A 23678-nucleotide genomic window follows, 5' to 3' on the forward strand; every position below is an offset into this window, starting at 1 on the left:
GGGTGCACCCGCACCCGGCGGCCGCAGGGCCGTGCCTCGAAGACCACGAAGGAGTCGATGACGATGAAGCTTCAAACTGCTGCCCGGACTGCCTGGGCCGCCGCGTGCGTGGCGACGCTCGGCCTGCTGGGGACGGCCGCCGCCACGACCGCGACGGCGGCCCCTGCCGCCGGGACAATCAGCGCGGGGACGATCAGCGCGGGCACCGGCGACGCGGGCACGAACAGCCTGGCTGCGGTCCTCGCCGCCGACGGCGACACGTTCGACCACAACTGGTACGACTTCGACGTGGTCGACCAGGCGGTCGCCGCCGTGCTGGCCGCGAAGCCGGACAGCCCGGTCGCGGTCCTCGCCGACGGCACGGTCCCCCTGACCGCGTTCCTGCCGAACGACCGCGCCTTCCAGCTCCTCGCGTTCGACCTGACGCACCGCTGGGAGCGCACCGAGCAGGGTGTGCTGACCCGGATCGCCGGGGCGGTGGGGATCGACGCGGTGGAGGCGGTGCTGCTGTACCACGTCGTCCCGGGCGCGACGATCGACTCCCGCCAGGCACTGCGGTCGGACGACGCCCGCCTGACGACCGCACTGGGGCCGACGTTCCGCGTCGACGTCCTGAGCCGAAGGGTGCCGCTCGTGCGTCTCGTGGACCAGGACCGCAACGACTTCAACCCGTTCCTGGTGCCGAGCAAGCTGGACATCAACAAGGGCAACCTGCAGATCGCGCACGGCATCACCGCCGTGCTCCGTCCGATCGACCTCTGACGCCCTGGCCGAGGGCCCCGTCGGTGCGCCGGCGGGGCCCTCGGCACGCACGACGAACATCGGCCCGAGTGCATCCGTCCGTACCTCGGCGACCGAAGGAGGGGTGTCAGGACAGGGCGGTCCGGGCACCGGACGCCACGATCACGGGAGGGACCATGGAACGCACCGCACGACGGAACGTCGTCCTGGTGGGAGTCACCACCTTCGCCACCCTCGGACTGTGCGCGGTCGGGCTCGCCCCGGCCGTCGCCGCAGACGACGGTGCCCAGCTGTCCGTCATGCACGGCGTCCCGGACACGCCGGTCGACGTGTGGGTGGACGGCGACCTCACGGTCGACGACTTCCAGCCCGGAGACATGGCCGGACCGCTGGACCTGCCGGCAGGTACGTACTCCGTCGCCATCACCGCCCCGGACGCCGAGGACGCGAGCGACCCGGTGATCGGGCCGGTGGACCTCGACCTCGAGGCGGGCGGCAACTACACCGCCGTGGCCCACCTGGACGCCGACGGCAAGCCCACGGCCACCCTCTTCACCAACGACACGTCGGCGACCAAGGCCGGAGACGGGCGCCTCACCGTCCGGCACGTCGCCGCCGCACCGGCCGTGGACGTGCTGGCCGTAGGCGAGGCCGTGATCAGCGGGCTGGAGAACCCTGACGAGAAGGTCCTCGACCTTCCCGCCGGCACCGTCTCGGCCTCCGTGGCCGCGGCCGGCACCACCGACCCCCTGCTCGGGCCGACGGACGTCAAGGTCGCCGACGGCGTCAACACGATCGTCTACGCGTGGGGCAGCCTCGATGACGACACGCTCGCCCTCGCCACCCAGACCGTCGACGGGCTCCACTCGGCGCCCCACGGCGTGCCTGCGGGGATGTCCGGGCTCGCTGCCGACGCGCTGGCGCCGAGCACCACCTTCAGCGCCGGCGCCCTGCTCGCGGGCAGCGCCATCGTCGGGCTGTTCCTCACCGTCGCCACCGTGATGCTGGTCAAGGCAGCGCGCGAGCACGCCCGCGAGCACGCGCACCGTCCCGGCGCGGCCCGTCGATGACGTCGCACGCCAGCTCCGCCGCGGCGCGGCAGGTCGGAACCATCGCCGGCCGCGCCGCGGCGGTCGTGCTCGCGGTGACGCTGTCCGCGTGCTCCGCGGCTGCCCCGACAGCAGCTCCAGAGACCACGGCCACCGGCAACTCGGCCACCGGCACCTCGCCGCAGGTCGCCGCTCCCGCACCGGCCCGCCACACCGGCGCCCGCACGAACGTGGTTCCCGTGCGGCCCGCGCAGGACGTGCCGCCCCCGACCTCACCGGCCCCGACCCGGGTCCAGATCCCCGACCTCGCCGTCGACCTCCCGGTCCAGGCGGTCGGCGTCGACGAGCAGGACAGCATGGAGCTGCCCGGGTCCGCGGACGTCGCGGGGTGGTACCGGTTCGGCGCGGCCCCGGCGAGCCCCGCGGGCGCGACGACCATCGCCGCGCACGTCGACGACGTGGACAGCGTGGGCCCGTTCGCCCGGCTGCGCCGTGCCACGCCGGGAACCGCGGTGCGGGTCCGCACCGCCGACGGCACCACGCACAACTACACAGTGGAACGGGTCCAGGCCACGGCAAAGTCCGACGTCGTGGCCGACCGTCTCTTCGACCGGACGGGACGCCCGCGGCTCCTGCTCGTCACCTGCGGCGGCGAGTGGGACGCCCGGGCCCACTCCTACTCGGACAACGTCGTCGTGACCGCGGTACCTCAGGGGTGACCGCGGCGACGTCCCGCCGCGGCGGGCCGCCTGCCAACCGCTGGCCTGCCGGGGTCCGCCGCCCTACGATCGGCCGTGTCCCCCCGCGGACAGCCAGCTCGCCGCGGAACCGGCCCGATCCCGAGGACATGCCCTGAACCGCGACGACGCGCAGCACGACGAGTCGGACGTCGCCGTGCGGCGTCTGGGGCAACGCTTCGCCGCCGGGGACGAGGCGGCACTCGCGGAGGCCTACCAGCGGTGGTCGTCGCTCGTCCACACGATGGCCCTGCGTTCGCTCGGCTCGCGCACGGACGCCGAGGACGTCACGCAACAGGTCTTCGTCTCGGCGTGGCGGGGACGCGACCGCTACGACCCGACGAGGTCCCGGCTGCCCGCCTGGCTGGTGGGGATCACCCGGCACGCCGTCGCCGACGCGCACGAGGCCCGGGCTCGTGTCCGCCGGTCGCAGGACGCCGCGGCCCGGCAAGCGGCTCCCGCGGACCCGGGGCCGGACTCGCCCGTCGACCGCGTCGCCGACCGGATCGTGATCGACGACGAGCTGCGGCGTCTGGGCGACCCCGCCGGCACGATCTTGCGCCTGGCGTTCTTCCGAGGACTCACCCACACGCAGATCGCGCAGGAGCTGGGGCTCCCGCTCGGTACGGTCAAGAGTCACGTACGACGGAGCCTGCTGAGGCTCCGGGACCGATTGGAGGTGGACGATGCCGCACGTGGATGACGAGTCGTTGGCGCTCTACGCGCTCGGCGAGGACGTGCTCGAGCCGGACCAGCGCGCCCACCTCGACACCTGTCCCACCTGCGCGCGGACGGTGCAGGAGCTGTCCCGCGTCACCTCCGGCGCGCGGACGGCGGAGGGAGACCCCGAGCTCGTGCCTCCCGCGCCGGACGTCTGGTCGCGGATCCATGCGGAGCTGGCGCTCACGGACGTCCCGGCGGTGCTGTCACGGCAGGAGCCTCCGGGCGCAACGGCTCCCGGGACCGCCGACGCGCCCGTCACCCCCGACGCGCCGCAGGACGAGCTGGCGTCGCGCCGCGCGCGGCGGTCCTGGATGCCCGTCCTCGTCGCGGCGTGCACGGCGCTGGTGCTGGGTCTGGTCGGCGGTGTGCTGTGGGAGCGGCGCACCCTGGAGCCGCCGGAGACGACGATCGCCAGCGCGGTGCTGGAGCCGCTGCCGGACTGGGCCGGCTCCTCGGGAGAGGCCGTCGTCCGGACGACGGGTGACGGGCGACGCGAGATCGTCGTCTCGGTCGACGCGCCGGCGCCTGCGGGCACGTACCGCGAGGTGTGGCTGCTCCGGCCGGACGTGAGCGGCCTGGTCAGCCTCGGTGTGCTGGAGGGCGACCACGGGCAGTTCGAGGTGCCTGAGGGTCTCGACCTCGCCGACTATCCCGTGGTGGACGTCTCCGAGGAGCAGCTCGACGGCGACCCGGCGCACTCCGGGGACTCGGTGGTCCGCGGGTCGCTCGCCATCTGACCGCCTGCCCGCCCCGGCGCCCGCCGGGCGCGGTCAGTCGAGCGGGTCCCGGGAGAGGGGGCAGGTCATGCAGTGGCCGCCGCCGCGACCGCGGCCGAGCTCCGCGCCGACGATGGTGATGACCTCCACCCCGGCGCGGCGGAGCGCGGCGTTGGTCTGGGTGTTGCGGTCGTAGGTGAACACGACGCCGGGCTCGAGGGCGACGGCGTTGTTGCCGGAGTCCCACTGCTGCCGCTCGGAGGCGTACACGTCGCCGGCGGTCTCGACGACGCGCAATCGCGGGAGGCCGAGCGACCGTGCCACGACGTCGACGAACGGGGTGTCGCCCTCGTCCGTGACCTCGACGCCGGGTGCCTTGTCGGAGGGGCGCAGGGTGAACGCGTGGATGCCGTCGACGATCGTCGGGTGCACCGTGACGAGGTCACGGTCGGCGAACGTGAAGACGGTGTCGAGGTGCATCGCCGCACGAAGTCGCGGCATCCCCGCGACGACCACCTGCTCGGCGGCGCCGCCGTCGAACAGCGCCTTCGCGAGCTGGGTGATGCCCTGCCGCGACGTGCGCTCGCTCATCCCGACGAGGACGGTGCCGTGCCCGGCGGGCATGACGTCCCCGCCCTCGACGGTGGCCTGCGCCCAGTCCTCCTCGGGGTCGCCCCACCAGACGGTGGAGTCCCGGTACTCGGGGTGGAAGGAGTAGATCGCCTTCATCAGGAGGGTCTCGTCCTTGCGCACCGGCCAGAACAGGGGGTTGAGGGTGAGCCCGCCGTAGACCCAGCACGTGGTGTCGCGCGTGTACAGCGTGTTGGGCAGGGGCGGCAGCAGGTACTCGGGCGTGCCGGTGGACTCGCGCGCGAGGTTCACGTAGTCGCTGCGGTAGTCCGGGGGCAGGTCGTGGGTGGACAGGCCGCCGAGGAGGAACCGCGACAGCTCGCGGTCGGTGAGGGACTCCAGGTAGGCGCGCGTGCCCTCCACGAGCCCCAGGCCGACCCGGTTCGGCACGACCTTGCGGTCGAGGAGCCACGAGCGGGCCTCGGGGATCGCCATGGTCTGCGCCAGCAGGTCGTGCAGCTCGACGACCTCCACCCCACGGTTGGTGAGCTTGTTGACGAAGTCGAGGTGGTCACGCTGCGCGGACTCCACCCACATGACGTCGTCGAACAGCAGGTCGTCCGAGTTGGTGGGGGTGAGGCGCTCGTGGGCGAGGCCGGGCGAGCAGACCAGCACCTTCCGCAGCCGGCCGACCTCCGAGTGGACGCCGTGGGCGGGGACGGCGGGCTGCGCGGACGGTGCGGACGGTGCGGAGGTCATGGCGGAACCTTTCGGTCGTCGGTGCGGTCGGTCGATGGCTAGATGCCGATCCAGCCCGCGGCGAGGCCGATCACCGCGACCACGGCGATCGCCGTCACCACCACGAACATGAGGAGCTCGGCAGGGGTGAACACCTGACGGCCCTGCTCTCGACGCGTCATGCGGAACAGGATCGTGGCGGGGGCGTAGAAGATGAAGGAGACGAGCACGAGGCCGAACCCGGCCGCGAAGACGAGGAACGCGGTGTAGAGCGCCGCCAGGACGGCGATCACCATGTCGCCGGCGAGGGTGGACGGCATCGCGCCGCCGTAGGTCTCGCGGGTGACGCGCAGCTTGAGGGCGTACAGCGCGGCGAGCAGGAACGGGATGAGGGTCATGACGGCGGTCATGTCGAGGGCGAAGTCGAACGCGTCCTCGGAGAAGTAGGTGAGGATCAGCACGACCTGCGACAGGGACGTGCTCAGGAGCAGCGCGTTGACCGGCACGTCCTGCGCCGTCTGCCGGGCGAGGAAGCGCGGCATGTCGCGGTCCTTGGCGGCGACGAACAGCACCTCGGCCGCCATGAGCGTCCACGCCAGGTAGGCGCCGAGCACCGAGATGATCAGCCCGACGGCGACGAAGACGCTGCCCCACTCGCCCACGGCCGCCTCGAGCACCCCCGCCATCGACGGCTGGCGCAGCTCGGCGATCTCGCTCATCGGCAGGATGCCGTAGGACACGATCGTCACCGACGCGAAGACGGCGAGCACGCTCGCGAACCCGAGGATGGTGGCGCGGCCCACGTCCTCGCGACGCTTCGCGTGGCGGGAGTAGACGCTGGCGCCCTCGACGCCGAGGAACACGAACACGGTCACGAGCATGGTGCCGCGCACCTGCTCGAACAGGTTGCCCGCGTAGTCCGCACCGCCCCAGTTCTCCGCGAAGGCCTGCGGGTCGAAGGCGAAGAGGGCCAGCAGGACGAACACGATGATCGGGATGAGCTTGGCGACGGTGACGATCCGGTTGATCGCCGTCGCCTCCTTGACGCCGCGCCGCACCAGGAGGAAGAACAGCCACAGCCCGACGGTGCCGCACGCGATCGCGAGCAGCGTGTCCCCCTCGCCGAGGGCCGGCACCCACTGCCCGAGCGTGGACGTGATGAGCACCCAGTAGGTGACGTTCCCGACGCACGCGCTGGCCCAGTAGCCCGCCGCGGCGAAGAACCCCGTGTACTCGCCGAAGCCGGCCTTCGCGTAGGCGTAGACCCCGGCGTCGAGCTCGGGCTTGCGGATCGCCAGCCGCTGGAACACGTACGCGAGCATGAGCATGCCGGCGCCGGCGACGACCCACGCGACGAGCGCCCCGACGACGCCCGTCTCTGCCGCGAACCGGCTCGGCAGCGAGAACACGCCGGCGCCCACCATGGAACCGACGACCATCGCGGTGAGCGTCAGCAGCGACACCTTCGTCGTCCCCGGGGCAGCGCTGCCCGTCGTCGCGGTGCCTTCGTGCGCCATCCTCGATGTCCTCCTGGGATCGACCCGGCCGGACCTGCCCCGAACGTCTCGAAGCGCTTGCCGCGACCGATCGTCGCACCGCAGCGGCGGGACCGCGCGGCGAAGGGCGGGCTCAGCCGTGCGCGAGGACCTCGAGCCCCACGACCGCCGCCCCGAGCGCCACCTCGGCCAGCAGGAGCAGCCACTTCTGCCAGGCCGGGACGGCGACACGCCGCACGGCGACGTAGCCGACGACCCCCAGGCTCACGAGGAGGGCGGTCGTCGACGCCGTGAGGGCGCCCTCCACCGTCCACGCACCACGGCCGGCGCGCCACAGGAAGACCAGGGGCAGCACGACGACGCCCCCGGCGCTCGCGACCACGCCGACCATGTGCCGCCCTTCGGCCCGTGTGGGGAGCGCGCCGTGCACGACCACGTGGGAGACGAGCTCGGCGACGAGGACGGCGAGCAGCGTGCCGCCGACGGTGATGACCAGGGTGGTCGCCGCCTTGCCGGCCGTGAGCCCTTCGACGTGGCCGCGCAGCGCGAGCACCACGGCGAGCGCGGCGAACGTGACGTAGACGCGCTCCTTCAGCCGGGCGGCGCGCTGGTCGGGGGTGAGCTCGTCCCGCCGCTGCTGACGACGTCGGCGACGACGACGACGGCGTGGGCTGGTGTCGGACTCACGGCTCATCGGCCGGCTCATCGGCGCCCCATGGTGGCACGGTAGGCCCGCGGCCGCGGGGGCGCTCAGCGGGCGGCGACGGCGCTCTCGACGACGCGGCGCCGGTCGCGGACCGCGCGTGCGAGGGCGAGCACGCGCTCCCGCCACGAGGCCCGGCGCGCGCGGACCCGGAACGTGGTGGCCGCGGCGGCGTCGGACACGACCTCGGCCACACGGTCGGGGGCGCAGGCGCCGTACTTGGCGCGGTAGGCGTCGTCGAGCAGGCCGTGCAGCTCCGGCTCCACCTCGGCGAGGACGACGGGTCGCTCGAGCACGCCGACCGAGCCGGCGACGCGCACGCGGCCCTGGCCGGCGACGACGCCGGCGGGCCAGCGGGCTCCGGGGGCGGAGCGGACGAACAGGTCGCCGCCCACCTGCACGACCCAGGTCGGCAGGGCGGCCGCGCCGTCGACGACGATCTTGACGGTGCGGGCGGTGGCGACGGGGACGAGGTCCGGCAGGGTGGCGGCGGGTGAGTTCACAGCGGTGCTCCTTGCGGGACCGGCGGGCCCGGGTAGCACGCCGCACGGGACAACCGTGACGTGGGCCACGTCTATTCCCGGCGGCGCACGGCGGTCGTGGTGCGGTCGGGCCTCAGCACGGTCCTGGTGTGCGGGCGTGGTCCGGTTGCGGTCCGGTCAGGGCCGGGTGACGGTGCTCCCAGGCCGATCCTGCACCCTCCCGGAGGCACGATGTCGTACTCACCGAAAGACCCGACGCCGACCACCACGTCCGCTCTCGCCGCGGCCCGTGCGCGCTACGCCCTGGACGACCGGGAGGACTACGACACCGCGCGCCGGGGCAAGGTCGCGGACATCCCGGGAGGGCAGGTCCGGCTGGCCGACGGCACGGTGAGCTACGACGCGGGCGCGCTGGCCTTCCTCGACGACGACCACCAGGACGCGCCCGGCACGGTGGACGCCAGCCTGTGGCGGCAGTCCCAGCTGGTGCACGAGGCGGGCCTGTACCGGGTGGTCGACCGGATCCACCAGGTGCGCAACATCGACATCGGCAACCTCACCGTGGTGGAGGGCGACGCGGGGCTGATCGTCATCGACTGCTCGTCGTCGGTCGAGGCGGCGACGACGGCGATGGCGCTGTACCGGGAGCACGTGGTGGACAAGCCGGTGGCCGCGGTGATCTACACCCACACGCACATCGACCACTACGGGGGCGTCAAGGGCGTGGTCGACGAGGCGGACGTCGTCGCGGGGCGGGTGCCGATCATCGCGCCCGGCACGGTCGCGAGCTTCGACAAGCACGCGATCGGCGAGAACGTCATCGCAGGGAACGCGATGAGCCGCCGCGCTGCCTACGCGTTCGGCAGCCTCCTGGAGCGCGACCCGCGCCAGGCGGTGTCGTGCGGCATCGGGTCCGCGACGGCCGACGGACCCACGGTCTCGTACATCTCCCCGACCGACCCGATCACCGAGACGGGCCAGCGCCGCGTCATCGAGGGTCTGACGTTCGAGTTCCTGTACGCGCCCGACACCGAGGCGCCGGAGGAGATGCACATCTGGATCCCCGAGCTCAAGGCCCTCACCTGCGCGGAGAACGCGAACCACACGCTGCACAACATCCAGACGCTGCGCGGGGCGCGCACCCGCGACGCCCGGAACTTCGCGCGGTACCTGGACGAGACGCTCGTGCGATGGGGCGACGAGGTCGAGGTGCACTACGGCCCGCACACGTGGCCGGTGTGGGGCAACGCCGAGGTGGTGGAGTTCCTCGAGTCGCAGCGCGACACCTACAAGTACCTGCACGACCAGGCGTTGCGGCTGGCCAACAAGGGGTTCACGCCGCTCGAAGCAGCCGAGGTCGTGGCGCTGCCCGAGGCGCTGGACCGGCGGTGGTTCAACCACGGCTACCACGGCACGCTGCACCACGACGTGCGCGCCGTGTTCACCAAGGAGCTGGGGATGTGGGACGGCGACCCGGTGTCCCTGCACCCGCACCCGCCGGTGGGCACGGCGGAGCGGTACGTGGCCGCGTTCGGCCGAGATGCGATCCTCGCGGAGGGCCGCCGGGCGGTCGACGCGGGCGACTACCGGTGGGCGGCGCAGGTGCTGCACCACCTCGTGTTCGCCGACCCCGACGACGCGGAGGCCAAGGACCTGCAGGCGGACGCCTACGAGCAGCTGGGCTACCAGGCGGAGGGCCCGCAGTGGCGCGGCATCTTCCTCACGGCGGCGCGCGAGCTGCGCGAGGGCGTGCTCGCGGCGCGGTTCGCGACGGCGAGCCCCGACTCGGTGAGCCACATGCCGGTGGACATCTTGTTCGACTTCGTCGCGGTGCACGTGATCGGCGAGAAGGCCGCCGACGTGGACCTGCGGTTCGACGTGGAGTTCACCGATCTGGGCGAGACGTGGTCGGCGTGGGTGCGGCGGGGCGTGCTCCACGCGCGGCAGGGCGCGAGCGCCGACGCGCCTCTCACGGTGCGTGCCCCGCGCCCGCTGGCCGCGGCCGCGCTGCTGCAGCCCGCCGCGGCGGGTCGTCTCGCCGCGGCGGGGAAGATCACGCTGGACGGCGACGCCGCGGTGCTGGACGGGCTCGGCGAGGTTCTCGACGAGTTCGACCCGGACTTCCCGATCGTCACGCCCTGACCGTCCCACCTGGCACACCTGTCACACCCGGCGCGACCGCGCGCGCCCGACCGCCTTCACCACCTCGACGAGGAGGAACACCACCACCGCGAGGCCGAGGGTCTTGCCCCACTCCGCCCAGCCGATCGCGGCGGACTCGAACCAGGTGTGCATGAAGGGCGCGTAGACGAACACGCACTGCAGCGCCACCAGCGAGACGGCCGAGATCCACACGACGCGGTTGCCGCGCAGGACGTCCACGGTGAGGCTCGACCTGTTCAGGAACCGGCAGCTGAAGAGGTAGGCGAGCTGGCCGAGCGCCAGCATCGTGACGGCGGAGGTCTGCGCCTGCGCCAGGGTGCCGCCCTGGGCGCGCTCGGCGTAGAAGACGAGCAGCGTGGCGCCGCCGATGAGCAGGGAGACCACGAGGATCCTGCGCACGAACGCGGCGTCGAGGATGGACGCCTTCGGGTCGCGGGGCGGGCGGGACATGATGTCCGGCTCGGCCTTCTCGTACGCGAGGCCGAGGGACAGGGTGACCGCGGTGATCATGTTGACCCACAGCACCTGCACGGGCGAGAGCGGCAGCGCGAGGCCGAACAGGACGGCGACGAGGATGACGAGGGACTGCGCCCCGTTGGTGGGCAGCAGGAACAGCACCGACTTGCGGATGTTGTCGTAGATCCGCCGCCCCTCCTCCACGGCGCGCTCGATGGTGGCGAAGTTGTCGTCGGCGAGCACCACCTCGGCGGCCTCCTTGGTCGCCTCGGTGCCCTTGATGCCCATGGCGACGCCGACGTCGGCCTGCGTGAGCGCGGGCGCGTCGTTGACGCCGTCGCCCGTCATCGCGACCACCTCGCCGTGCGACTGCAGCGCCGACACGATGCGGATCTTGTGCTCGGGGCTGGTGCGTGCGTACACGGAGACGTCGCGCACGACGGCGCGCAGCTCGTCCTTGCTCATCGCCTCCAGCTCGGCGCCGGTGAGGACCGGCGCGGCCGCGCCGTCGGCGTCCGGGGGGTCGACGATCCCCATCTCCCGGCCGATCGCGACGGCCGTCCCGGCGTGGTCGCCCGTGATCATCGTGACCCGCACCCCTGCGGCGCGGCACTCGGCGATGGCGTCGATCGCCTCGGGGCGCGGCGGGTCGACGATGCCGACCAGGCCGCACAGCTCCAGGCCGGTCTCCACGTCGGACGACGTCAGCGTGGCCGTGCCGGCGGCGCGGCGTGCGCGGGCGGCGGCGAGCACCCGCAGGCCGCGGCCGCCGATCTCGTCGATCTGCGCCTCCCAGAACGCGCGGTCGAGCGGCTGCGCGGACCCGTCCGCCGCCGTCTGCGTGGTGCAGCGGTCGAGCACCCGGTCCGGTGCGCCCTTGACGTGCACGAGCAGCGCGCCGTCGGGGGCCTGGTCCAGCGTGGCCATGTACTTAGTCTCGGACTCGAACGGCACGACGGCCAGGCGCCGCCAGCCCTGCGTGTCGAAGCCTGCCTTCATCCCGAGGCTGCGCAGGGCGCCCTCGGTCGGCTCGCCGACGAGCCGCCAGCCGGCGTCGCCGTCCGCGTCACCGGGCACCACGCGGGCGTCGTTGCACAGCATCATGGCCGCGACGACGGCGGCGAGGTCGCCGTCGTCGGTCAGGTCCGCGTGCCGGCTCGACGCCCCGTCACCGAGGGTGATCTCGCCGGCCGGGGCGTATCCCGCGCCCTCGACGTCGTAGGTGCGGCCCGCGGTACGCACGGTGCGGGCCGTCATCTCGTTCTTCGTGAGCGTGCCCGTCTTGTCCGAGCAGATGGTGGTGACCGAGCCGAGCGTCTCGACGGCGGGCAGCTTGCGCGTGATGGCACGGCGGCGCGCCATCTGCTGCACGCCGAGCGCCAGGGTGATCGTCACCAGCGCGGGCAGACCTTCCGGCACCGCGGCCACGGCGAAGCCGATCGACGCGGACACCAGCTCCGGCACGGAGAAGTCGTGCACCACCCGGCCGATGACGACCATGACCACGGCCATCGCGAGGATGAGGCCCGCGAGCAGCTTGCCGAACCGGTCGAGCTGCCGGGTGAGCGGCGTCTCCAGGCTCGTGACCTCGGAGATCATCGTCTGGATGCGCCCGATCTCGGTGCGCTCGGCGGTGGCCGTCACCACCCCGACGCCCTGTCCGGCGGCCACGAGGGTGCCGGAGAACAGCATGCTGGTGCGGTCCCCCACCCCGGCGTCCGGGGTGACGGCGTCGACGCGCTTGCTCGCCGCGACGGACTCGCCCGTGAGCGCCGACTCCTCGACGCGCAGGTTGACCGCCTCCAGCAGGCGGACGTCGGCGGGGACGCGGTCCCCGGAGCGCACCCGCACCACGTCGCCGGGCACGACGTCGTCGGCGTCGACCTTGGCCCACGCGCCGTCCCGGCGCGCCTCGGCATGGACGGACAGCATCTGGCGGATGCCGTCGAGCGCGCTCTCGGCGCGCCCCTCCTGGATGAAGCCGATCGCCGCGTTGACCACCGCGACCAGCAGGATCACGGTGAAGTCGACCCAGTCGCCGAGGATCGCCTTGAGCACCGCGGCGACGAGCAGGATGTAGATGAGCACGTCGTCGAAGTGCACCAGGATCCGCTTCCACAGCGGGTCCTTCTGCGGCGGGGGCAGCCGGTTGGGCCCCACCTCCGCGAGGCGCGCCGCGGCGTCGGCGGCGGTCAGCCCGCCGTCGTCGGCCCGCAGCGCGGCGAGCACCTCCTGCGGGGGCGAGGCCCACGGCGTCGGCTCCGCGATGACGTCCTGGGCCTGGTCCATGCTGCCCATTCCACTCGCGTTGCCCCGGCCGCGCGCGTCAGGCGCCGAGCGTCACACCCGGCTCCGGTCGCCGAGACGGTGGTAGCCCCGGTCGTGGAACACGAGCGGGCTCGCGCCGTCGCGCACGTGACGGCGCACCGCGTGCAGCGTGACGAGGTGGCTGGACCCGACCGCCGTCCGCTCCACCACGCGGGCGCGCACCCACGCGGCGGCACCGTCGATCACCGGCTCGCCCGAGTCCAGGGCGTGCCAGCCGCCGTCGGCGAAGCGGTCGACGCCGCTGGTCGCGAACCGGGCGGACAGGTCGGCCTGGTCGTGCGCGAGGAAGCTCACCGCCACGGTGCTCGCCCGTGCCACGGCCGGCCACGAGGACGACGTCGTCGCCAGCGAGAACGCCAGCAGCGGCGGGTCCGCGGACACCGAGATCACGGACGTCGCGGTGAAGCCCACGGGCCGTTCGCCGTCCCGCATCGCCACGACGGCGACGCCGGCCGGGTGGCCCCGGAAGACGGACCGGAACTCGTCGGGGCTGATCGCGGCGCGGCCCTCGGGTCCTGCGACGGGGCGCGCGACGGCGGTCATCGCGCCACCTCCGCGACGCGCTCGCCGAGCCATCCGGCCACCCAGGCGTCGACGCGGTCGCCGACGTCGGGCAGCTCGGACTCCAGCAGGGCGAGGGACGACGCCGGGACGGTGGCGCCGAGCTCGACGAGCAGCGGGCGCAGGTGGTCGTCACCGGCGCTGGCGTGGTCGGGGCTTGCCGACACGACGAGAGGCAAGGCCGTCACCCCGTCGAGCCCCCGGTGCCCGTAGCGGTCCACGAAGGCCTTGAGCAGGCCGGTGTACGACGCCTTGTAGACGGGCGTCGCGACGACGACGTACCGCGCGGCCGCGACGGCGCGGAGCGCGTCGTCCACCCGGGGGCGGTCGGCGACGAGCAGGTCGGGCGCGAGGTCGGCGAGGTCGAGGCTGGCCGGGTCGCCAAGTCCCTGGTGGGCGGCGACGGCACGGGCGACGCGCTCGGCGGCGGCCCTGGTGCGCGACCCGGGGCGCGGGTTGCCGACGAGGGCGACGACGGTCGTGCCGGGAACGAGCTCGGTCATGGTTGCTCTCCTCTCGGGTGGGCGGCGCTCACGCGCGCGAGAGCTCGGGGACGAGGGCGGACGTACGCAGCGCGGTGTAGCGGTTCGCGGGCTCGTCGAGGCCCAGGTGGTCGCGCAGCGTGCTGCCGGCGTACTCGGTGCGGAACAGGCCGCGCTGCTGGAGGATCGGCACGACCTGCTCGGCGAAGACGCCGAGCCCCGACGGCAGGGCGGGCGGCATGACGTTGAAGCCGTCGGCGGCGCCCTGCGTGAACCACTCGGTGATGGTGTCCGCCACCTGCTCGGGCGTGCCGGCGACGACGCGGTGCCCGCGCGCCCCGGCGAGCCGGTGCAGCAGCTGCCGCAGCGTGGGGCGCTCGCGCCGCACGATCCCGGCGACCACCTGGAACCGCGACCGGGTGTTGTCCGTGACGTCGCCGGCGTCGGCGAAGATCTCGAGCGGGACGGGCTCGTCGAGCTCCAGGTGCGACAGGTCGACGCCGGCCTGGCCGCCGAGCTGCCGCAGACCGTACTCGGGCACGGTGAGCTCGTTGAACTCGCGCTCGAGGTTGCTGGCCTCCGCCTCGGTGGAGCCGATGAACGGGCTGATGCCGGGCAGGACCTTCACCTGCCCGGGGTCGCGCCCGTGCCGGCGGGCCCCCTCCTTCACGTCGGCGTAGAAGGCCTGCGCGTCCTCGAGCCGCTGGTGCGCGGTGAAGATGGCCTCGGCCCAGCGGGCGGCGAAGTCGCGGCCCGCGTTGGACGCGCCCGCCTGCACCAGCACGGGCCTGCCCTGGGGCGCGCGGGCCAGGTTCAGCGGCCCGGCGACGCGCAGGTGCTCCCCTTCGAACGCGGCGGGGTGGATGCGCGTCGGGTCGGCGTACCGGCCGGCCTCGCGGTCGACGAGGACGGCGTCGGCCTCCCAGGAGTCCCAGAGGCAGGTGATCGCCTGGAGGAACTCCTCCGCCCGTGCGTACCGCACCGCCGGGTCGGGATGGGCGTCGAGGCCGAAGTTCGCCGACGCCTGCGCGGACGACGTCGTCACGATGTTCCACCCGGCCCGGCCGCCGCTCACGTGGTCGAGGGTGCCGAACAGGCGCGCCAGGTTGTACGGCTCGTAGTACGTCGTGGACGCCGTCGCGATCAGGCCGATGCGCCGGGTGTGGGCCGCGATGGTCGCGAGCGTGAGGATCGGCTCCAGCGTGCCGACGGCGTTGTGCTCGACCCCGCCGTGCAGCACCGGCCCGTCGGCGAAGAACACGGCGTCGAGCTTGGCCGCCTCGGCCTGCTGCGCCAGGCGTACGTAGTAGTCGGCCGTGAAGAGCTCGTCGGGCTCCGTCGACGGGTGCCGCCAGGCGGCCTCGTGGTGGCCGACGTGGTGGAGGAAGAGGTTCAGGGTGAGGGTGCGTGCGGGCATGGCTCCGCCTTTCGGACGGGAAAAAGAGGAAGAGGAGGGACGGTGCGCGTCAGGAGGCGCGCCAGCGCATGAGCCGGCGCTCGAGGAGCACGAGGCACGCGTTCACGGCCACGCCGACGAGCGCGATCGTCACGATCCCCGCGTACATCTCGGGGATCTGGAAGTTGAACTGGGTGTAGGTGATGTAGTAGCCGAGCCCGGCCTTCGCCCCGACCATCTCGGCGGCGACGAGCACGAGGATCGACGACGTGGCCGCCATCCGGACGCCGGTGAAGACGGTCGGCACTGCGGAGGGCAGCACCACCTTGACGAACAGCGCGGGGCTGCCGAGCCCGAGCGAGCGCGCCGAGCGCACGAGGAGCGGGTCGACCGTGCGCACGCCCGTGATCGTGCTGAGCAGCAGCGGGAAGAAGCAGGCGTAGACCACGATGGCGACCTTCGACGTCTCCCCGATCCCCAGGACGAGGATGAACACCGGGAGCAGCGCCAGGGCCGCGGTGTTGCGGAACAGCTCGAAGAACGGGCTGAGGTACTGCGCGGCGCGGGCGTACCAGCCCACGACGAGCCCCAGCGGGATCGCCACGAGCACCGCGATCGCGAAACCCGCGCCGGCGCGGGCGAGGCTCGTGCCCACCTGCGTGCCGATCGTGCCGTCGGCGACCAAGCCGAGGAACGTCACCGCCACGGTGCTGAACGGCGGCAGGAACACGGGGTCCGCCAGCCCGGCCCGTGGCGCCGCCTCCCACAGGACGAGGAAGGCGACGAGGGCGGCGGAGGCGCGCAGCGCGTTCGCGCCGGTGCGACGGACCGACCGGGCCACGTCCCGCCGACCCGCGGCGGCGACGTCGAGCGCGTTGCGCCGCCCGAGCGTGGGCGGGTCGGAGAACGCGGGCGCCTCGCGCACGGGGCGGGTGACGTCGGTGGCGGTCATCGCTCCCCCTCCCCGTCCCGGCGCGTGCCGTCGTGCAGCGCGTCCCACACGCGGTGGCGCAGGGCGACGAACTGCGGGTCGGCCCGCACGTCGCGGCCGGGTTCGCCGCGGCCGGGCAGGTCGACGTCGAGCACGGTGCGCACGCGCCCCGGCCGGGGGGTGAGCACCACGACGCGCTGCCCGAGGTAGACGGCCTCCTCGATCCCGTGCGTGATGAACACGATCGTCTTGCCCGTGGCCCGCCAGATGCGCAGGAGCTCGTCCTGGAGGGACTCGCGGGTCTGCGCGTCGAGCGCGGCGAAGGGCTCGTCCATGAGGAGCACCTCGGGGTCGAACGCGAGGCTGCGGGCGATCGCCACCCGCTGCTTCATCCCGCCGGACAGCTCGTGCGGGTAGCGGTCCTCGAAGCCGGCCAGCCCCACGAGCTCGAGGTGCTCGCGCGCGATGCGCCGCCGCTGCGCCTTCGGGAGCCTCCGCGCCTCCAGGCCCAGCTCCACGTTGGCCTGCGCGGTGCGCCACGGCAGCAGGGCGTACTGCTGGAACACGATCCCCCGGTCCAGGCCGGGGCCTGTGACGGGCCGGCCGTCCAGGAGGATGTGCCCGGAGGTGGGCTCGGACAGGCCGGTGACCAGGTCCAGCAGCGTGGACTTGCCGCAGCCGGACGGGCCGACGAGGGTCACCAGCTCGCCGTCGGCGATGTCGAGGCTGAGCTCCTCGAGCGCGACGAGCGTGCCGCCCGTGCCGCGGACGGCGAACTCCTTGCGGACGGCGTCGAAGCGCAGCCGCGGGGTGACGACGTCCCGGGGCCGGGGCGCGACGGCCGGGGCGTGCTCGGGGAGCGCGTTGAGCGCAGTGAGCGCGGTCATGACGCCGTCTCCTCGCCGTCGGGCCCGGCGTCCGGGGCGAAGGTGCCGTTCGCGTACGGGTTGAACTCGTTGGTGTAGAGGTCGTCCACCTGGAGCGCGCCCTCGTCGACCTGGCCGTCCTTCTCCAGCCAGTCGACCCAGACCGAGATCTCGTCCTCCTGGATCACGCCTCCCGGCGTGGGGATCGACGAGGACTTCCAGTACGGCACCAGATCGGTGGTCTCGCCGCGCCCACGCTTCTCGATGATCGACGTGTAGCGCTCGCGCACCTCGTCGGCCGGGGTGGTCTGGGCCCAGCGGATCGCGCGCGCCGTCCCCTGGACGAAGTCCTGCACCGCGTCGTGGTTCTTGGCGATGAAGTCGTCGCGCAAGATGTAGGTGCCGTAGGCGAACGCCCCGTAGAGCTCGTTCTCCCCCACCAAGAGGGACAGCCCGCCCCGGTCCAGCGCCTTCTCCTTGATGACGCCGCCCAGCGACGCCACGTCGATCTGGCCCTCGCGCAGCGTCTGCTCCGCGTTGACGGGCGGCACGACGACGAGTTCGACCTGGGCGGACTCCGCCGGTGTCAGGCCCTCGCGGGAGAGCCACTCGCGCAGCAGCGTCTCCGACTGGGCGCCGAGCGTGTTGACTCCGACCTTCTTGCCTACGAGGTCGTGGGCGGAGGTGATCGGACTGCCCTCGACGGTGTAGAAGCCGCCGAAGGTCTGCTCGTCCGCCCCGTAGTACGAGATGACGGACGTGACAGGCGCCCCGGTGGACTGCAGCTTGGCGATCGCGCCGTTGAAGGCGCCGCCGAACTCCGTCTCGCCGGTCACGGCGGCCTGGATCGAGGCCGGGCCGCCGGTGACGTCGCCGATCCAGTCGAGCTCGACGTCCTCGAAGTAGCCGAGGTCCGCCGCCAGCTCCGGGTACGAGACCGTGCCGGTGCTGCCCTGATAGCGGAAGACGGTCGTGCCGGACTCCGTCTGCTGGGCGGCGTCGGCCCCGGTGCAGGCGGCGAGGGTCAGCCCCAGCAGCACGGCCGCGGCGGCGGCGGTGGTGCGGCGCGCACGGCGGGAAGGACGGGGATGGCGCGTGGGTTCAGGGTCGGTCGGGCGTGGGTGGGTCCGGCGCAGTTCGGCGGTGGTGCTCACGATGCTCCTCGGGGTGTCGGCTCGGGCGGGTGCGGGCGCCCGGGCGACACGGCTCGCCCGCGGGTCGCGGGGTGAGCCTGAGGAGTGCCGTCGTGGTCATGTCGGGGACAGTAACGCATTCCCGACCAGTCCGGTCGGATATGTCTCGAATACTGGGACCAGCATGTGGACGGAGGTGGTCAGGCGCCGAACTCCTGGGCCCGCAGCCAGGCGAGGTGGGAGTGCACCAGCGGCAGCACGGAGGCGCCCTCGCCGCTGGCGGACGCGACGCGCTTCATGGAGCCGGCGCGCACGTCGCCGACGGCGAAGACGCCGCGCAGGGTGGTCTCCAGGCTGGCCGGCGGACGGCCGCCGGCCCAGTCCTCCTGCGGCACGTCCCGGCCGGTGAGGACGAAGCCGTGGTCGTCGCGCGCGAGCCCGTCGGGCAGCCAGCCGCAGTCCGGCTCCGCGCCGAGCAGGCAGAACAGGCCGTCCGCGTGCGTCTTCGAGCGCTCACCGGTGTCCAGGTCCTCCGTGATCAGCCACTGCAGGCGCCCGTCGCCCCCGCCGTCGGTGACGACGGTCCGTGGCCGCACCGCGATCGTGGGCGTCGCCGCGATCTCCCGCACCAGGTAGTCCGACATCGTCTCGGCGAGGCTGCCGCGGCGCACGAGGATCGTCACCGACCCGGCGAACTTCGCCAGGTGCACGGCCGCCTGGCCCGCCGAGTTGCCGCCGCCCACGACGACCACGTCCCGGTCGGCCATCTCCCGCGCCATCGAGCTCGCGGCGCCGTAGTAGACCCCCGCGCCCACGAGGTCGTCGAGGCCGGGCACGCCGAGCCGCCGGTACGAGACCCCCGTCGCGAGCACCACCGTGCGCGCGCACAGCTGCGCTCCGTCCACGTGCACGTGGTGGTGCTCGGGCTCGCCCGCGGGGCCGGGCTCGATCCGCGCCGCCGCGCGACCGGTGTAGAAGCGCGCCCCGAACCGGCCGGCCTGCACGCGCGACCGCTGCGCCAGCCGCATCCCGGAGATCCCGCGCGGGAAGCCCAGGTAGTTCCGGATCATCGAGCTCGACCCCGCCTGACCGCCGATGGCGTCGCGCTCCAGCACCACGGTCGACAGGCCCTCGGACGCCGCGTACACCGCGGCGGCGAGGCCCGCGGGCCCCGCGCCGACCACGGCGACGTCGGCGATCTCCCCGGGCGGGATGGAGTCGTAGCCGCCGTACATCGTCTCGGCGACGGCGGCCGGCGTCGCGCCCGACACCACGCGGCCGGCGAACGTGCGCACCACCGGCAGCGCCGCGTCGGGGTCCGCCTCCGCGAGGATCGCGCGCGCGTCCGCGTCGTCCGGCGCGATCACCCGGTTCGGGACGCCCAGCCGCTCCAGCAGGTCACGGATCGCGGCCGCCTCCCGGTCTCCCGGTGCGGCGACGATCTCGGTGGACGTCACGGTGGGCCGGGCCACGGACCAGCCCCACTCCGACAGCAGCTCCACGAGCGCCGTGTGGAACTCCTCGTCGCGCGCCCCCCGCGGGATGCCGACGAACGTGTCCATGTCGCGGCGCAGCAGGGCCGCGCGCATCTCGTCGAGGGCGTCCGCGTACTCGTCGCCCGAGATCAGCGCCACGCGCCGCGCCGTGGACACCACCGCGGGGACCTGGTGCAGCAGCTCGACGCCCGTCGAGTCCGGCAGCCGGCGCTCCGCGGCGATCATCGCGACCGGCACGCGTCCTGCCACCAGCTCGCGCAGCCGGTCCAGCGCGGCGTCGGCGGACCCCACCAGCTCGATCCGGTAGTCACGGTCGTAGCGGGCACGGAACTCCTGCTCCACCTGTGCGGCGTGCGCGTCCGCGACGAGCAGGACGACCGGACGGTCGAGGGGGGTGTCGGGCATGCGGCCCAGGGTAGGGGGCGCACGGCGTCCCGGCGCGGAGGCGCCGAGCACACATCTTGATCCGATCTTGAGCCGAACCGCAGGTCAACCCGAGGCGGGGTCCGCATGATCGGTGGTGCCGGTACACCCGACCAGCCCCGGAGCGCCCATGACCACCCCGCCGGACGAGCTGTGGTGTCCTGAGGACGCCTGGGAGCAGCTCGCCGCCGACCTGCACGGGGACCGCGCGGCCCTCGTGGGGTTCGCGACGTCGTGGATCCGGCTCCTCCCGGGCCGGACGGCCGCCCTGGGCGACGCCCTGCGCGACCGCAACCTCGACGCCGCGCACGACCTGCTGCTCACGTTGCGCAGCACGGCGACGATGCTCGGCGTGGCCGACCTCGCGACGGCCGCCACCCAGGCCCTGGAGGCGCTGGGCTCCGGGGGTGTGGACGCGGGCTGGGACCACCTCGAGGCGGTCGCCGCGGCGGCGGACGCGGGCGCCGTCGTGATCGCCGGGCTGATCGCTCAGGAAGGCTGGTCGAACCGGTAGCCGACGCCGCGCACCGTCCGGATCCAGCGGGGGGCTGCCGGGTCGTCCCCGAGCTTGCGGCGCAGGTTGGCCATGTGCACCTCGACGCTGCGCCGGTCCGGGTCGGCCACCCGGGTGCCGGTGTCGTACTCGTCGCCCCACAGGACGCGCACCAGCGCGTCCTTCGACAGCACGCGGCCAGGCGCGCCACCCAGGGCGGCGAGCAGGTCGAACTCGCTGCGCGTGAGGTGCACCTCCGTGCCCTCCACGACCACGGTGCGGCCCGCCACGTCGACCACGAGACCGTCGACGACGATCTCGTGCGCGGCGGCGGCCGCCCCCGACGGTGCTCCCGGGGTGACCGACGGCGCCTGGCCGGCGGGCTCGGACGGCACCGGCACGGTGCGCCGCGGACGGCGGAGCATCGCCTCGATGCGCGCTCGCAGCTCGCGAGGCCGGAACGGCTTGGTCTGGTAGTCGTCGGCGCCGGCGTCGAGGCCCATCAGGGCGTCGATCTCGTCGGCGCGCGCCGTGAGCATCACGACGTACGTGTCCGACACCGCGCGGATGCGCCGGCACACCTCGAACCCGTCGATGTCGGGCAGGCCCACGTCGAGCGTCGTCACGAGCGGGTCGGTGCGCCGCACCAGCTCGACGCCCTCCAGCCCGGAGGCGGCGGTCGACGTCGCGAAGCCAGCCTGGGTCAGCACCGCGTCCAGAAGATCCCGGACGTCCGGGTCGTCCTCCACGATCACCGCGGTGCGCTCGGGGCTCGCCTTCGCCTCGCTCGGGGACGGGGAACCTGCGGGCATGGCGACACGGTAGCGGCGCCCCGCCCTCGACGCACCGCGCCACCCCGGAGCCCTTGCCCGCGGCGCCCGTACGACGCACCCTGGTCGGTGCCCCGCGCGCCGCATCCTGCGTGCTGACTTGATCCTCAAACGGGCGGTTTGAGGATCAAGTCAGCACCGACGATGCCCGGCGTGCGCCCGCCGACGACGAGGACCGCGACATGACCAGCACCACCACCAGCACCTGCGAGCACCTGGACCAGATCGTCCCCGTCCCTCCCGAGACGACCGGCGAGTGCCCCGAGTGCGTGGCCGACGGCGGCACGTGGGTGCACCTGCGCGCGTGCGTGCAGTGCGGGCACGTCGGGTGCTGCGACTCGTCGCCCGCCAAGCACGCGACGGCCCACTTCCACACCACCGCGCACCCGGTGATGCGGTCGGTCGAGCCGGGCGAGTACTGGGGCTGGTGCTTCGTGGACGAGCTGCTGATCCCCGGGCGGGCGATGCCCGCGCTGTAGCCGGCCGCTGGTCAGGACGCCGCGGCCGGCTCGTCGTCCTCCTCGTCGTCCCGGCCCGCGCCGCGCTGGCTGCCCTGGTTGCCCTGGCTGCCCTGGCTGCCCTGGCTGCCCTGGCTGCTCTGCACGGCGTCGGCGGTGAGCAGGTCGGAGACCGCCTGCGACTCCGTCTGCAGCGTGTCCGCGTCGACGAGGTCGGAGGCGTCGTCGGACAGCGTCGTGGTCAGCGAGTCGAGGTAGTCCTGCGCGTCGCCGCTGTCGTAGATCGACGCCGTGAGGTCCTCCACGGCGGACTCGTAGGCTGCCTTGAGGTCGTCGTTCGCCAGGAACCGCGTGACCAGCGGGTTCTCCGTGCCGCCGAACCCGCCGCGCCCGCCGCCAGCGGGGCCGCCCTGCCCGCCGTCCGGCAGGTCTGCGCCCTCCGGCAGGTCTGCGCCGTCCGGAAGGTCCGCGCCGTCCGGCGGCTGCATCCCGTCCGGGGCGCCCGAGGGGCGCGCACCGTCCTGACCGGCCTGACCACCCTGCCCGCCGGGACGACCGCCCGCCCCGCCCATGCCGCCGCCGAGGCCGCCGTAGGAGAGGTTCTGGTCCCACGCGACGACCTCCATGAGGCCGGTGTCCGGGTCGTAGTGCAGGTAGGAGTTGTTGCCGGGGCCGTCGATGTCGTCGGAGTTCGCCACCAGGTCCTGCACGGCGAGGTACCGGGCGAAGGAGTCGACGTCGAGGTGGTCGCCCAGCTTCGCGGCGAACTCGGCGTCGGACGAGTCGTTCACGAACTCCAGGAACTCCGCGAGCGGTGCGTACGCCGCGTCGTCGTCGGTCGAGCCCTCGCTGTCGTACTTCGCCTCGAACGCCTCGGCGTAGTCCGCGAGGGTGTCACGCACCGACCAGTCGCCGTCCGCGTCCGCCTTGTACGTGATCCCGCCGTCCGGGTACGCGTCCTCGTTCCACAGGTCGTCGTCCGGCAGGTCGATCACGAGGCGCAGCGCCTCGTCGCTGCCGTTCACGCTGAACCGCGCGTAGGTGGCCTGCTCCGACGGCACGTCGGCCAGCTCCAGCACCTTGAGCGCCACCGCCTCGTTGAGCGACGACTCCGTGGTGTTGCCGCGCACCACGAAGGAGGCGCGGCCGTCGTGCTCCTGGCCGTCGACGTACTTGTCCAGACGGATCAGCCACGGCAGGCCCGCCGGGTCGTCCGCCGACGCCGAGCCGTCGCCCTCGCCGAAGCCGCCGGGCGCCTGCCCGCCGCCCTGCTGCCCACCCTGCTGAGCGTCCTGCTGAGCGTCCTGCTGAGCGTCCTGCTGAGCGTCCTGCTGAGCGTCCTGCTGAGCGGTCGTGCCGGTACCCCCGAGCCCGCGCAGGCTGGAGTTGCCCTTGAGCCGCAGCCCGACGTCGTCGTACTCCTCGCCGTCGATGGTGACGGTGGCCTTGATCCAGTCCTTGTCGCCGGTGTCGGCGTAGGTGTCGAGCATCTGCTGGTAGTCGTCCTCGTCGTAGTCGACGGAGACGGTGTGCACGGAGCTCGTGTCGAAGAAGTCGCCCACGTCGTCGGCGGAGGCGGTCGCGTCGCACGCGGCGAGGGTGCCCGCGAGCGCCACGACCCCCGCCCCGGCGGCGAACGGACGACGGAGGAGGGACCGGCCGGGGGTGCGGCCGGGCGGCATGGTCAGGTCTCGACGCATCATGCCG

The 23678-nt window shown here is 73.6% G+C and carries 22 protein-coding genes; 8 read left to right on the forward strand and 14 right to left on the reverse strand.

The annotated features are described in order from the left end of the window. The first annotated feature begins 63 nt into the window (after positions 1 to 63). The 5 genes from ACFT55_RS00810 (at position 64) to ACFT55_RS00830 (ending at position 3987) form a co-directional block, all read left to right on the forward strand. Complete coding sequence (locus ACFT55_RS00810; RefSeq protein ID WP_380240468.1) at positions 64 to 762, forward strand: fasciclin domain-containing protein; 699 nt, start codon at positions 64 to 66, stop codon at positions 760 to 762. 155 nt (positions 763 to 917) lie between these two features. Further along, positions 918 to 1811, forward strand: coding sequence for a DUF4397 domain-containing protein (locus tag ACFT55_RS00815; RefSeq protein WP_380240470.1), 894 nt, complete (start codon positions 918 to 920; stop codon positions 1809 to 1811). Continuing rightward, positions 1808 to 2509, forward strand: a complete 702-nt coding sequence (locus tag ACFT55_RS00820) for a class F sortase (protein ID WP_380240472.1) — start codon at positions 1808 to 1810, stop codon at positions 2507 to 2509. The genes ACFT55_RS00815 and ACFT55_RS00820 overlap by 4 nt, the downstream gene beginning before the upstream one ends. Before the next feature lie 175 nt (positions 2510 to 2684). After that, positions 2685 to 3230 carry an RNA polymerase sigma factor gene (locus ACFT55_RS00825; protein WP_380240474.1) on the forward strand — a complete coding sequence of 182 codons (546 nt, stop codon included), beginning with the start codon at positions 2685 to 2687 and terminating at the stop codon, positions 3228 to 3230. After that, a complete protein-coding gene (locus ACFT55_RS00830) occupies positions 3214 to 3987 on the forward strand; it encodes an anti-sigma factor domain-containing protein (RefSeq protein WP_380240476.1) in 774 nt (257 codons plus the stop codon). The genes ACFT55_RS00825 and ACFT55_RS00830 overlap by 17 nt, the downstream gene beginning before the upstream one ends. Positions 3988 to 4020: 33 nt before the next feature. Here ACFT55_RS00830 and ACFT55_RS00835 read toward each other — a convergent pair whose 3' ends face one another. From ACFT55_RS00835 to ACFT55_RS00850, 4 genes are all read right to left on the reverse strand, one after another. Then, the gene (locus ACFT55_RS00835; RefSeq protein WP_380240479.1) at positions 4021 to 5295 is read right to left on the reverse strand and encodes an arginine deiminase; all 1275 of its coding nucleotides are present in this window, start codon (positions 5293 to 5295) and stop codon (positions 4021 to 4023) included. A 38-nt stretch (positions 5296 to 5333) separates the two neighbouring features. Further along, positions 5334 to 6791, reverse strand: a complete 1458-nt coding sequence (locus tag ACFT55_RS00840) for a basic amino acid/polyamine antiporter (RefSeq protein WP_380240481.1) — start codon at positions 6789 to 6791, stop codon at positions 5334 to 5336. 112 nt (positions 6792 to 6903) lie between these two features. After that, positions 6904 to 7464: a hypothetical protein gene (locus ACFT55_RS00845; RefSeq protein ID WP_380240483.1), complete on the reverse strand. Its 561-nt coding sequence runs from the start codon at positions 7462 to 7464 to the stop codon at positions 6904 to 6906. 56 nt (positions 7465 to 7520) lie between these two features. Further along, entirely contained in the window at positions 7521 to 7976 is a 456-nt protein-coding gene (locus ACFT55_RS00850; protein ID WP_380240485.1) for a DUF2255 family protein, read from the reverse strand. Positions 7977 to 8186: 210 nt separating this feature from the next. Between ACFT55_RS00850 and ACFT55_RS00855 the strand changes: the two genes are divergently transcribed. Further along, positions 8187 to 10097, forward strand: a complete 1911-nt coding sequence (locus ACFT55_RS00855; protein ID WP_380240487.1) for an alkyl/aryl-sulfatase — start codon at positions 8187 to 8189, stop codon at positions 10095 to 10097. A gap of 21 nt (positions 10098 to 10118) precedes the next feature. Here ACFT55_RS00855 and ACFT55_RS00860 read toward each other — a convergent pair whose 3' ends face one another. From ACFT55_RS00860 to ACFT55_RS00895, 8 genes are all read right to left on the reverse strand, one after another. After that, on the reverse strand, positions 10119 to 12863 hold the full coding sequence (locus tag ACFT55_RS00860) for a cation-translocating P-type ATPase (RefSeq protein WP_380240489.1): 2745 nt from the start codon (positions 12861 to 12863) through the stop codon (positions 10119 to 10121). Positions 12864 to 12914: 51 nt separating this feature from the next. Next, positions 12915 to 13445, reverse strand: coding sequence for a flavin reductase family protein (locus tag ACFT55_RS00865; protein WP_380240491.1), 531 nt, complete (start codon positions 13443 to 13445; stop codon positions 12915 to 12917). After that, entirely contained in the window at positions 13442 to 13966 is a 525-nt protein-coding gene (locus ACFT55_RS00870; RefSeq protein ID WP_380240493.1) for an NAD(P)H-dependent oxidoreductase, read from the reverse strand. The genes ACFT55_RS00865 and ACFT55_RS00870 overlap by 4 nt, the downstream gene beginning before the upstream one ends. A 28-nt stretch (positions 13967 to 13994) precedes the next feature. Further along, positions 13995 to 15362, reverse strand: coding sequence for an LLM class flavin-dependent oxidoreductase (locus ACFT55_RS00875; protein ID WP_380240495.1), 1368 nt, complete (start codon positions 15360 to 15362; stop codon positions 13995 to 13997). 49 nt (positions 15363 to 15411) lie between these two features. Then, on the reverse strand, positions 15412 to 16293 hold the full coding sequence (locus ACFT55_RS00880; RefSeq protein WP_380240497.1) for an ABC transporter permease: 882 nt from the start codon (positions 16291 to 16293) through the stop codon (positions 15412 to 15414). Continuing rightward, on the reverse strand, positions 16290 to 17159 hold the full coding sequence (locus ACFT55_RS00885; RefSeq protein WP_380240499.1) for an ABC transporter ATP-binding protein: 870 nt from the start codon (positions 17157 to 17159) through the stop codon (positions 16290 to 16292). The genes ACFT55_RS00880 and ACFT55_RS00885 overlap by 4 nt, the downstream gene beginning before the upstream one ends. Next, the gene (locus tag ACFT55_RS00890) at positions 17156 to 18292 is read right to left on the reverse strand and encodes an ABC transporter substrate-binding protein (RefSeq protein ID WP_380240501.1); all 1137 of its coding nucleotides are present in this window, start codon (positions 18290 to 18292) and stop codon (positions 17156 to 17158) included. Before ACFT55_RS00890 ends, ACFT55_RS00885 begins: the two co-directional genes overlap by 4 nt. A gap of 179 nt (positions 18293 to 18471) precedes the next feature. Further along, a complete protein-coding gene (locus ACFT55_RS00895) occupies positions 18472 to 20172 on the reverse strand; it encodes an FAD-dependent oxidoreductase (protein WP_380240503.1) in 1701 nt (566 codons plus the stop codon). Positions 20173 to 20320: 148 nt separating this feature from the next. Between ACFT55_RS00895 and ACFT55_RS00900 the strand changes: the two genes are divergently transcribed. After that, the gene (locus tag ACFT55_RS00900) at positions 20321 to 20704 is read left to right on the forward strand and encodes a hypothetical protein (RefSeq protein ID WP_380240505.1); all 384 of its coding nucleotides are present in this window, start codon (positions 20321 to 20323) and stop codon (positions 20702 to 20704) included. Here ACFT55_RS00900 and ACFT55_RS00905 read toward each other — a convergent pair. After that, positions 20680 to 21495, reverse strand: coding sequence for a response regulator transcription factor (locus tag ACFT55_RS00905; protein WP_380240507.1), 816 nt, complete (start codon positions 21493 to 21495; stop codon positions 20680 to 20682). The genes ACFT55_RS00900 and ACFT55_RS00905 overlap by 25 nt on opposite strands. A 200-nt stretch (positions 21496 to 21695) precedes the next feature. On the opposite strand from ACFT55_RS00905, the gene ACFT55_RS00910 reads away from it, so the two are divergent. Next, entirely contained in the window at positions 21696 to 21992 is a 297-nt protein-coding gene (locus tag ACFT55_RS00910; RefSeq protein WP_380240509.1) for a UBP-type zinc finger domain-containing protein, read from the forward strand. Between the two features lie 11 nt (positions 21993 to 22003). On the opposite strand, the gene ACFT55_RS00915 is transcribed toward ACFT55_RS00910, so the two are convergent. Beyond that, positions 22004 to 23674: a CotH kinase family protein gene (locus ACFT55_RS00915; RefSeq protein ID WP_380240511.1), complete on the reverse strand. Its 1671-nt coding sequence runs from the start codon at positions 23672 to 23674 to the stop codon at positions 22004 to 22006. Positions 23675 to 23678: the final 4 nt, after the last annotated feature.

Source organism: Isoptericola sp. NPDC057191 (assembly GCF_042670225.1).
GTDB lineage: Bacteria > Actinomycetota > Actinomycetes > Actinomycetales > Cellulomonadaceae > Isoptericola.

Coding starts and splice junctions, on each gene's coding strand:
- ACFT55_RS00905 (WP_380240507.1), bottom strand. CDS start 21,495: ATGCCCGCAGGTTCCCCGTCCCCGAGCGAGGCGAAGGCGAGCCCCGAG.
- ACFT55_RS00865 (WP_380240491.1), bottom strand. CDS start 13,445: ATGACCGCCGTCGCGCGCCCCGTCGCAGGACCCGAGGGCCGCGCCGCG.
- ACFT55_RS00820 (WP_380240472.1), top strand. CDS start 1,808: ATGACGTCGCACGCCAGCTCCGCCGCGGCGCGGCAGGTCGGAACCATC.
- ACFT55_RS00835 (WP_380240479.1), bottom strand. CDS start 5,295: ATGACCTCCGCACCGTCCGCACCGTCCGCGCAGCCCGCCGTCCCCGCC.
- ACFT55_RS00895 (WP_380240503.1), bottom strand. CDS start 20,172: ATGCCCGACACCCCCCTCGACCGTCCGGTCGTCCTGCTCGTCGCGGAC.
- ACFT55_RS00810 (WP_380240468.1), top strand. CDS start 64: ATGAAGCTTCAAACTGCTGCCCGGACTGCCTGGGCCGCCGCGTGCGTG.
- ACFT55_RS00915 (WP_380240511.1), bottom strand. CDS start 23,674: ATGATGCGTCGAGACCTGACCATGCCGCCCGGCCGCACCCCCGGCCGG.
- ACFT55_RS00875 (WP_380240495.1), bottom strand. CDS start 15,362: ATGCCCGCACGCACCCTCACCCTGAACCTCTTCCTCCACCACGTCGGC.
- ACFT55_RS00900 (WP_380240505.1), top strand. CDS start 20,321: ATGACCACCCCGCCGGACGAGCTGTGGTGTCCTGAGGACGCCTGGGAG.
- ACFT55_RS00815 (WP_380240470.1), top strand. CDS start 918: ATGGAACGCACCGCACGACGGAACGTCGTCCTGGTGGGAGTCACCACC.
- ACFT55_RS00840 (WP_380240481.1), bottom strand. CDS start 6,791: ATGGCGCACGAAGGCACCGCGACGACGGGCAGCGCTGCCCCGGGGACG.
- ACFT55_RS00880 (WP_380240497.1), bottom strand. CDS start 16,293: ATGACCGCCACCGACGTCACCCGCCCCGTGCGCGAGGCGCCCGCGTTC.
- ACFT55_RS00845 (WP_380240483.1), bottom strand. CDS start 7,464: ATGAGCCGTGAGTCCGACACCAGCCCACGCCGTCGTCGTCGTCGCCGA.
- ACFT55_RS00855 (WP_380240487.1), top strand. CDS start 8,187: ATGTCGTACTCACCGAAAGACCCGACGCCGACCACCACGTCCGCTCTC.
- ACFT55_RS00830 (WP_380240476.1), top strand. CDS start 3,214: ATGCCGCACGTGGATGACGAGTCGTTGGCGCTCTACGCGCTCGGCGAG.
- ACFT55_RS00910 (WP_380240509.1), top strand. CDS start 21,696: ATGACCAGCACCACCACCAGCACCTGCGAGCACCTGGACCAGATCGTC.
- ACFT55_RS00885 (WP_380240499.1), bottom strand. CDS start 17,159: ATGACCGCGCTCACTGCGCTCAACGCGCTCCCCGAGCACGCCCCGGCC.
- ACFT55_RS00860 (WP_380240489.1), bottom strand. CDS start 12,863: ATGGACCAGGCCCAGGACGTCATCGCGGAGCCGACGCCGTGGGCCTCG.
- ACFT55_RS00870 (WP_380240493.1), bottom strand. CDS start 13,966: ATGACCGAGCTCGTTCCCGGCACGACCGTCGTCGCCCTCGTCGGCAAC.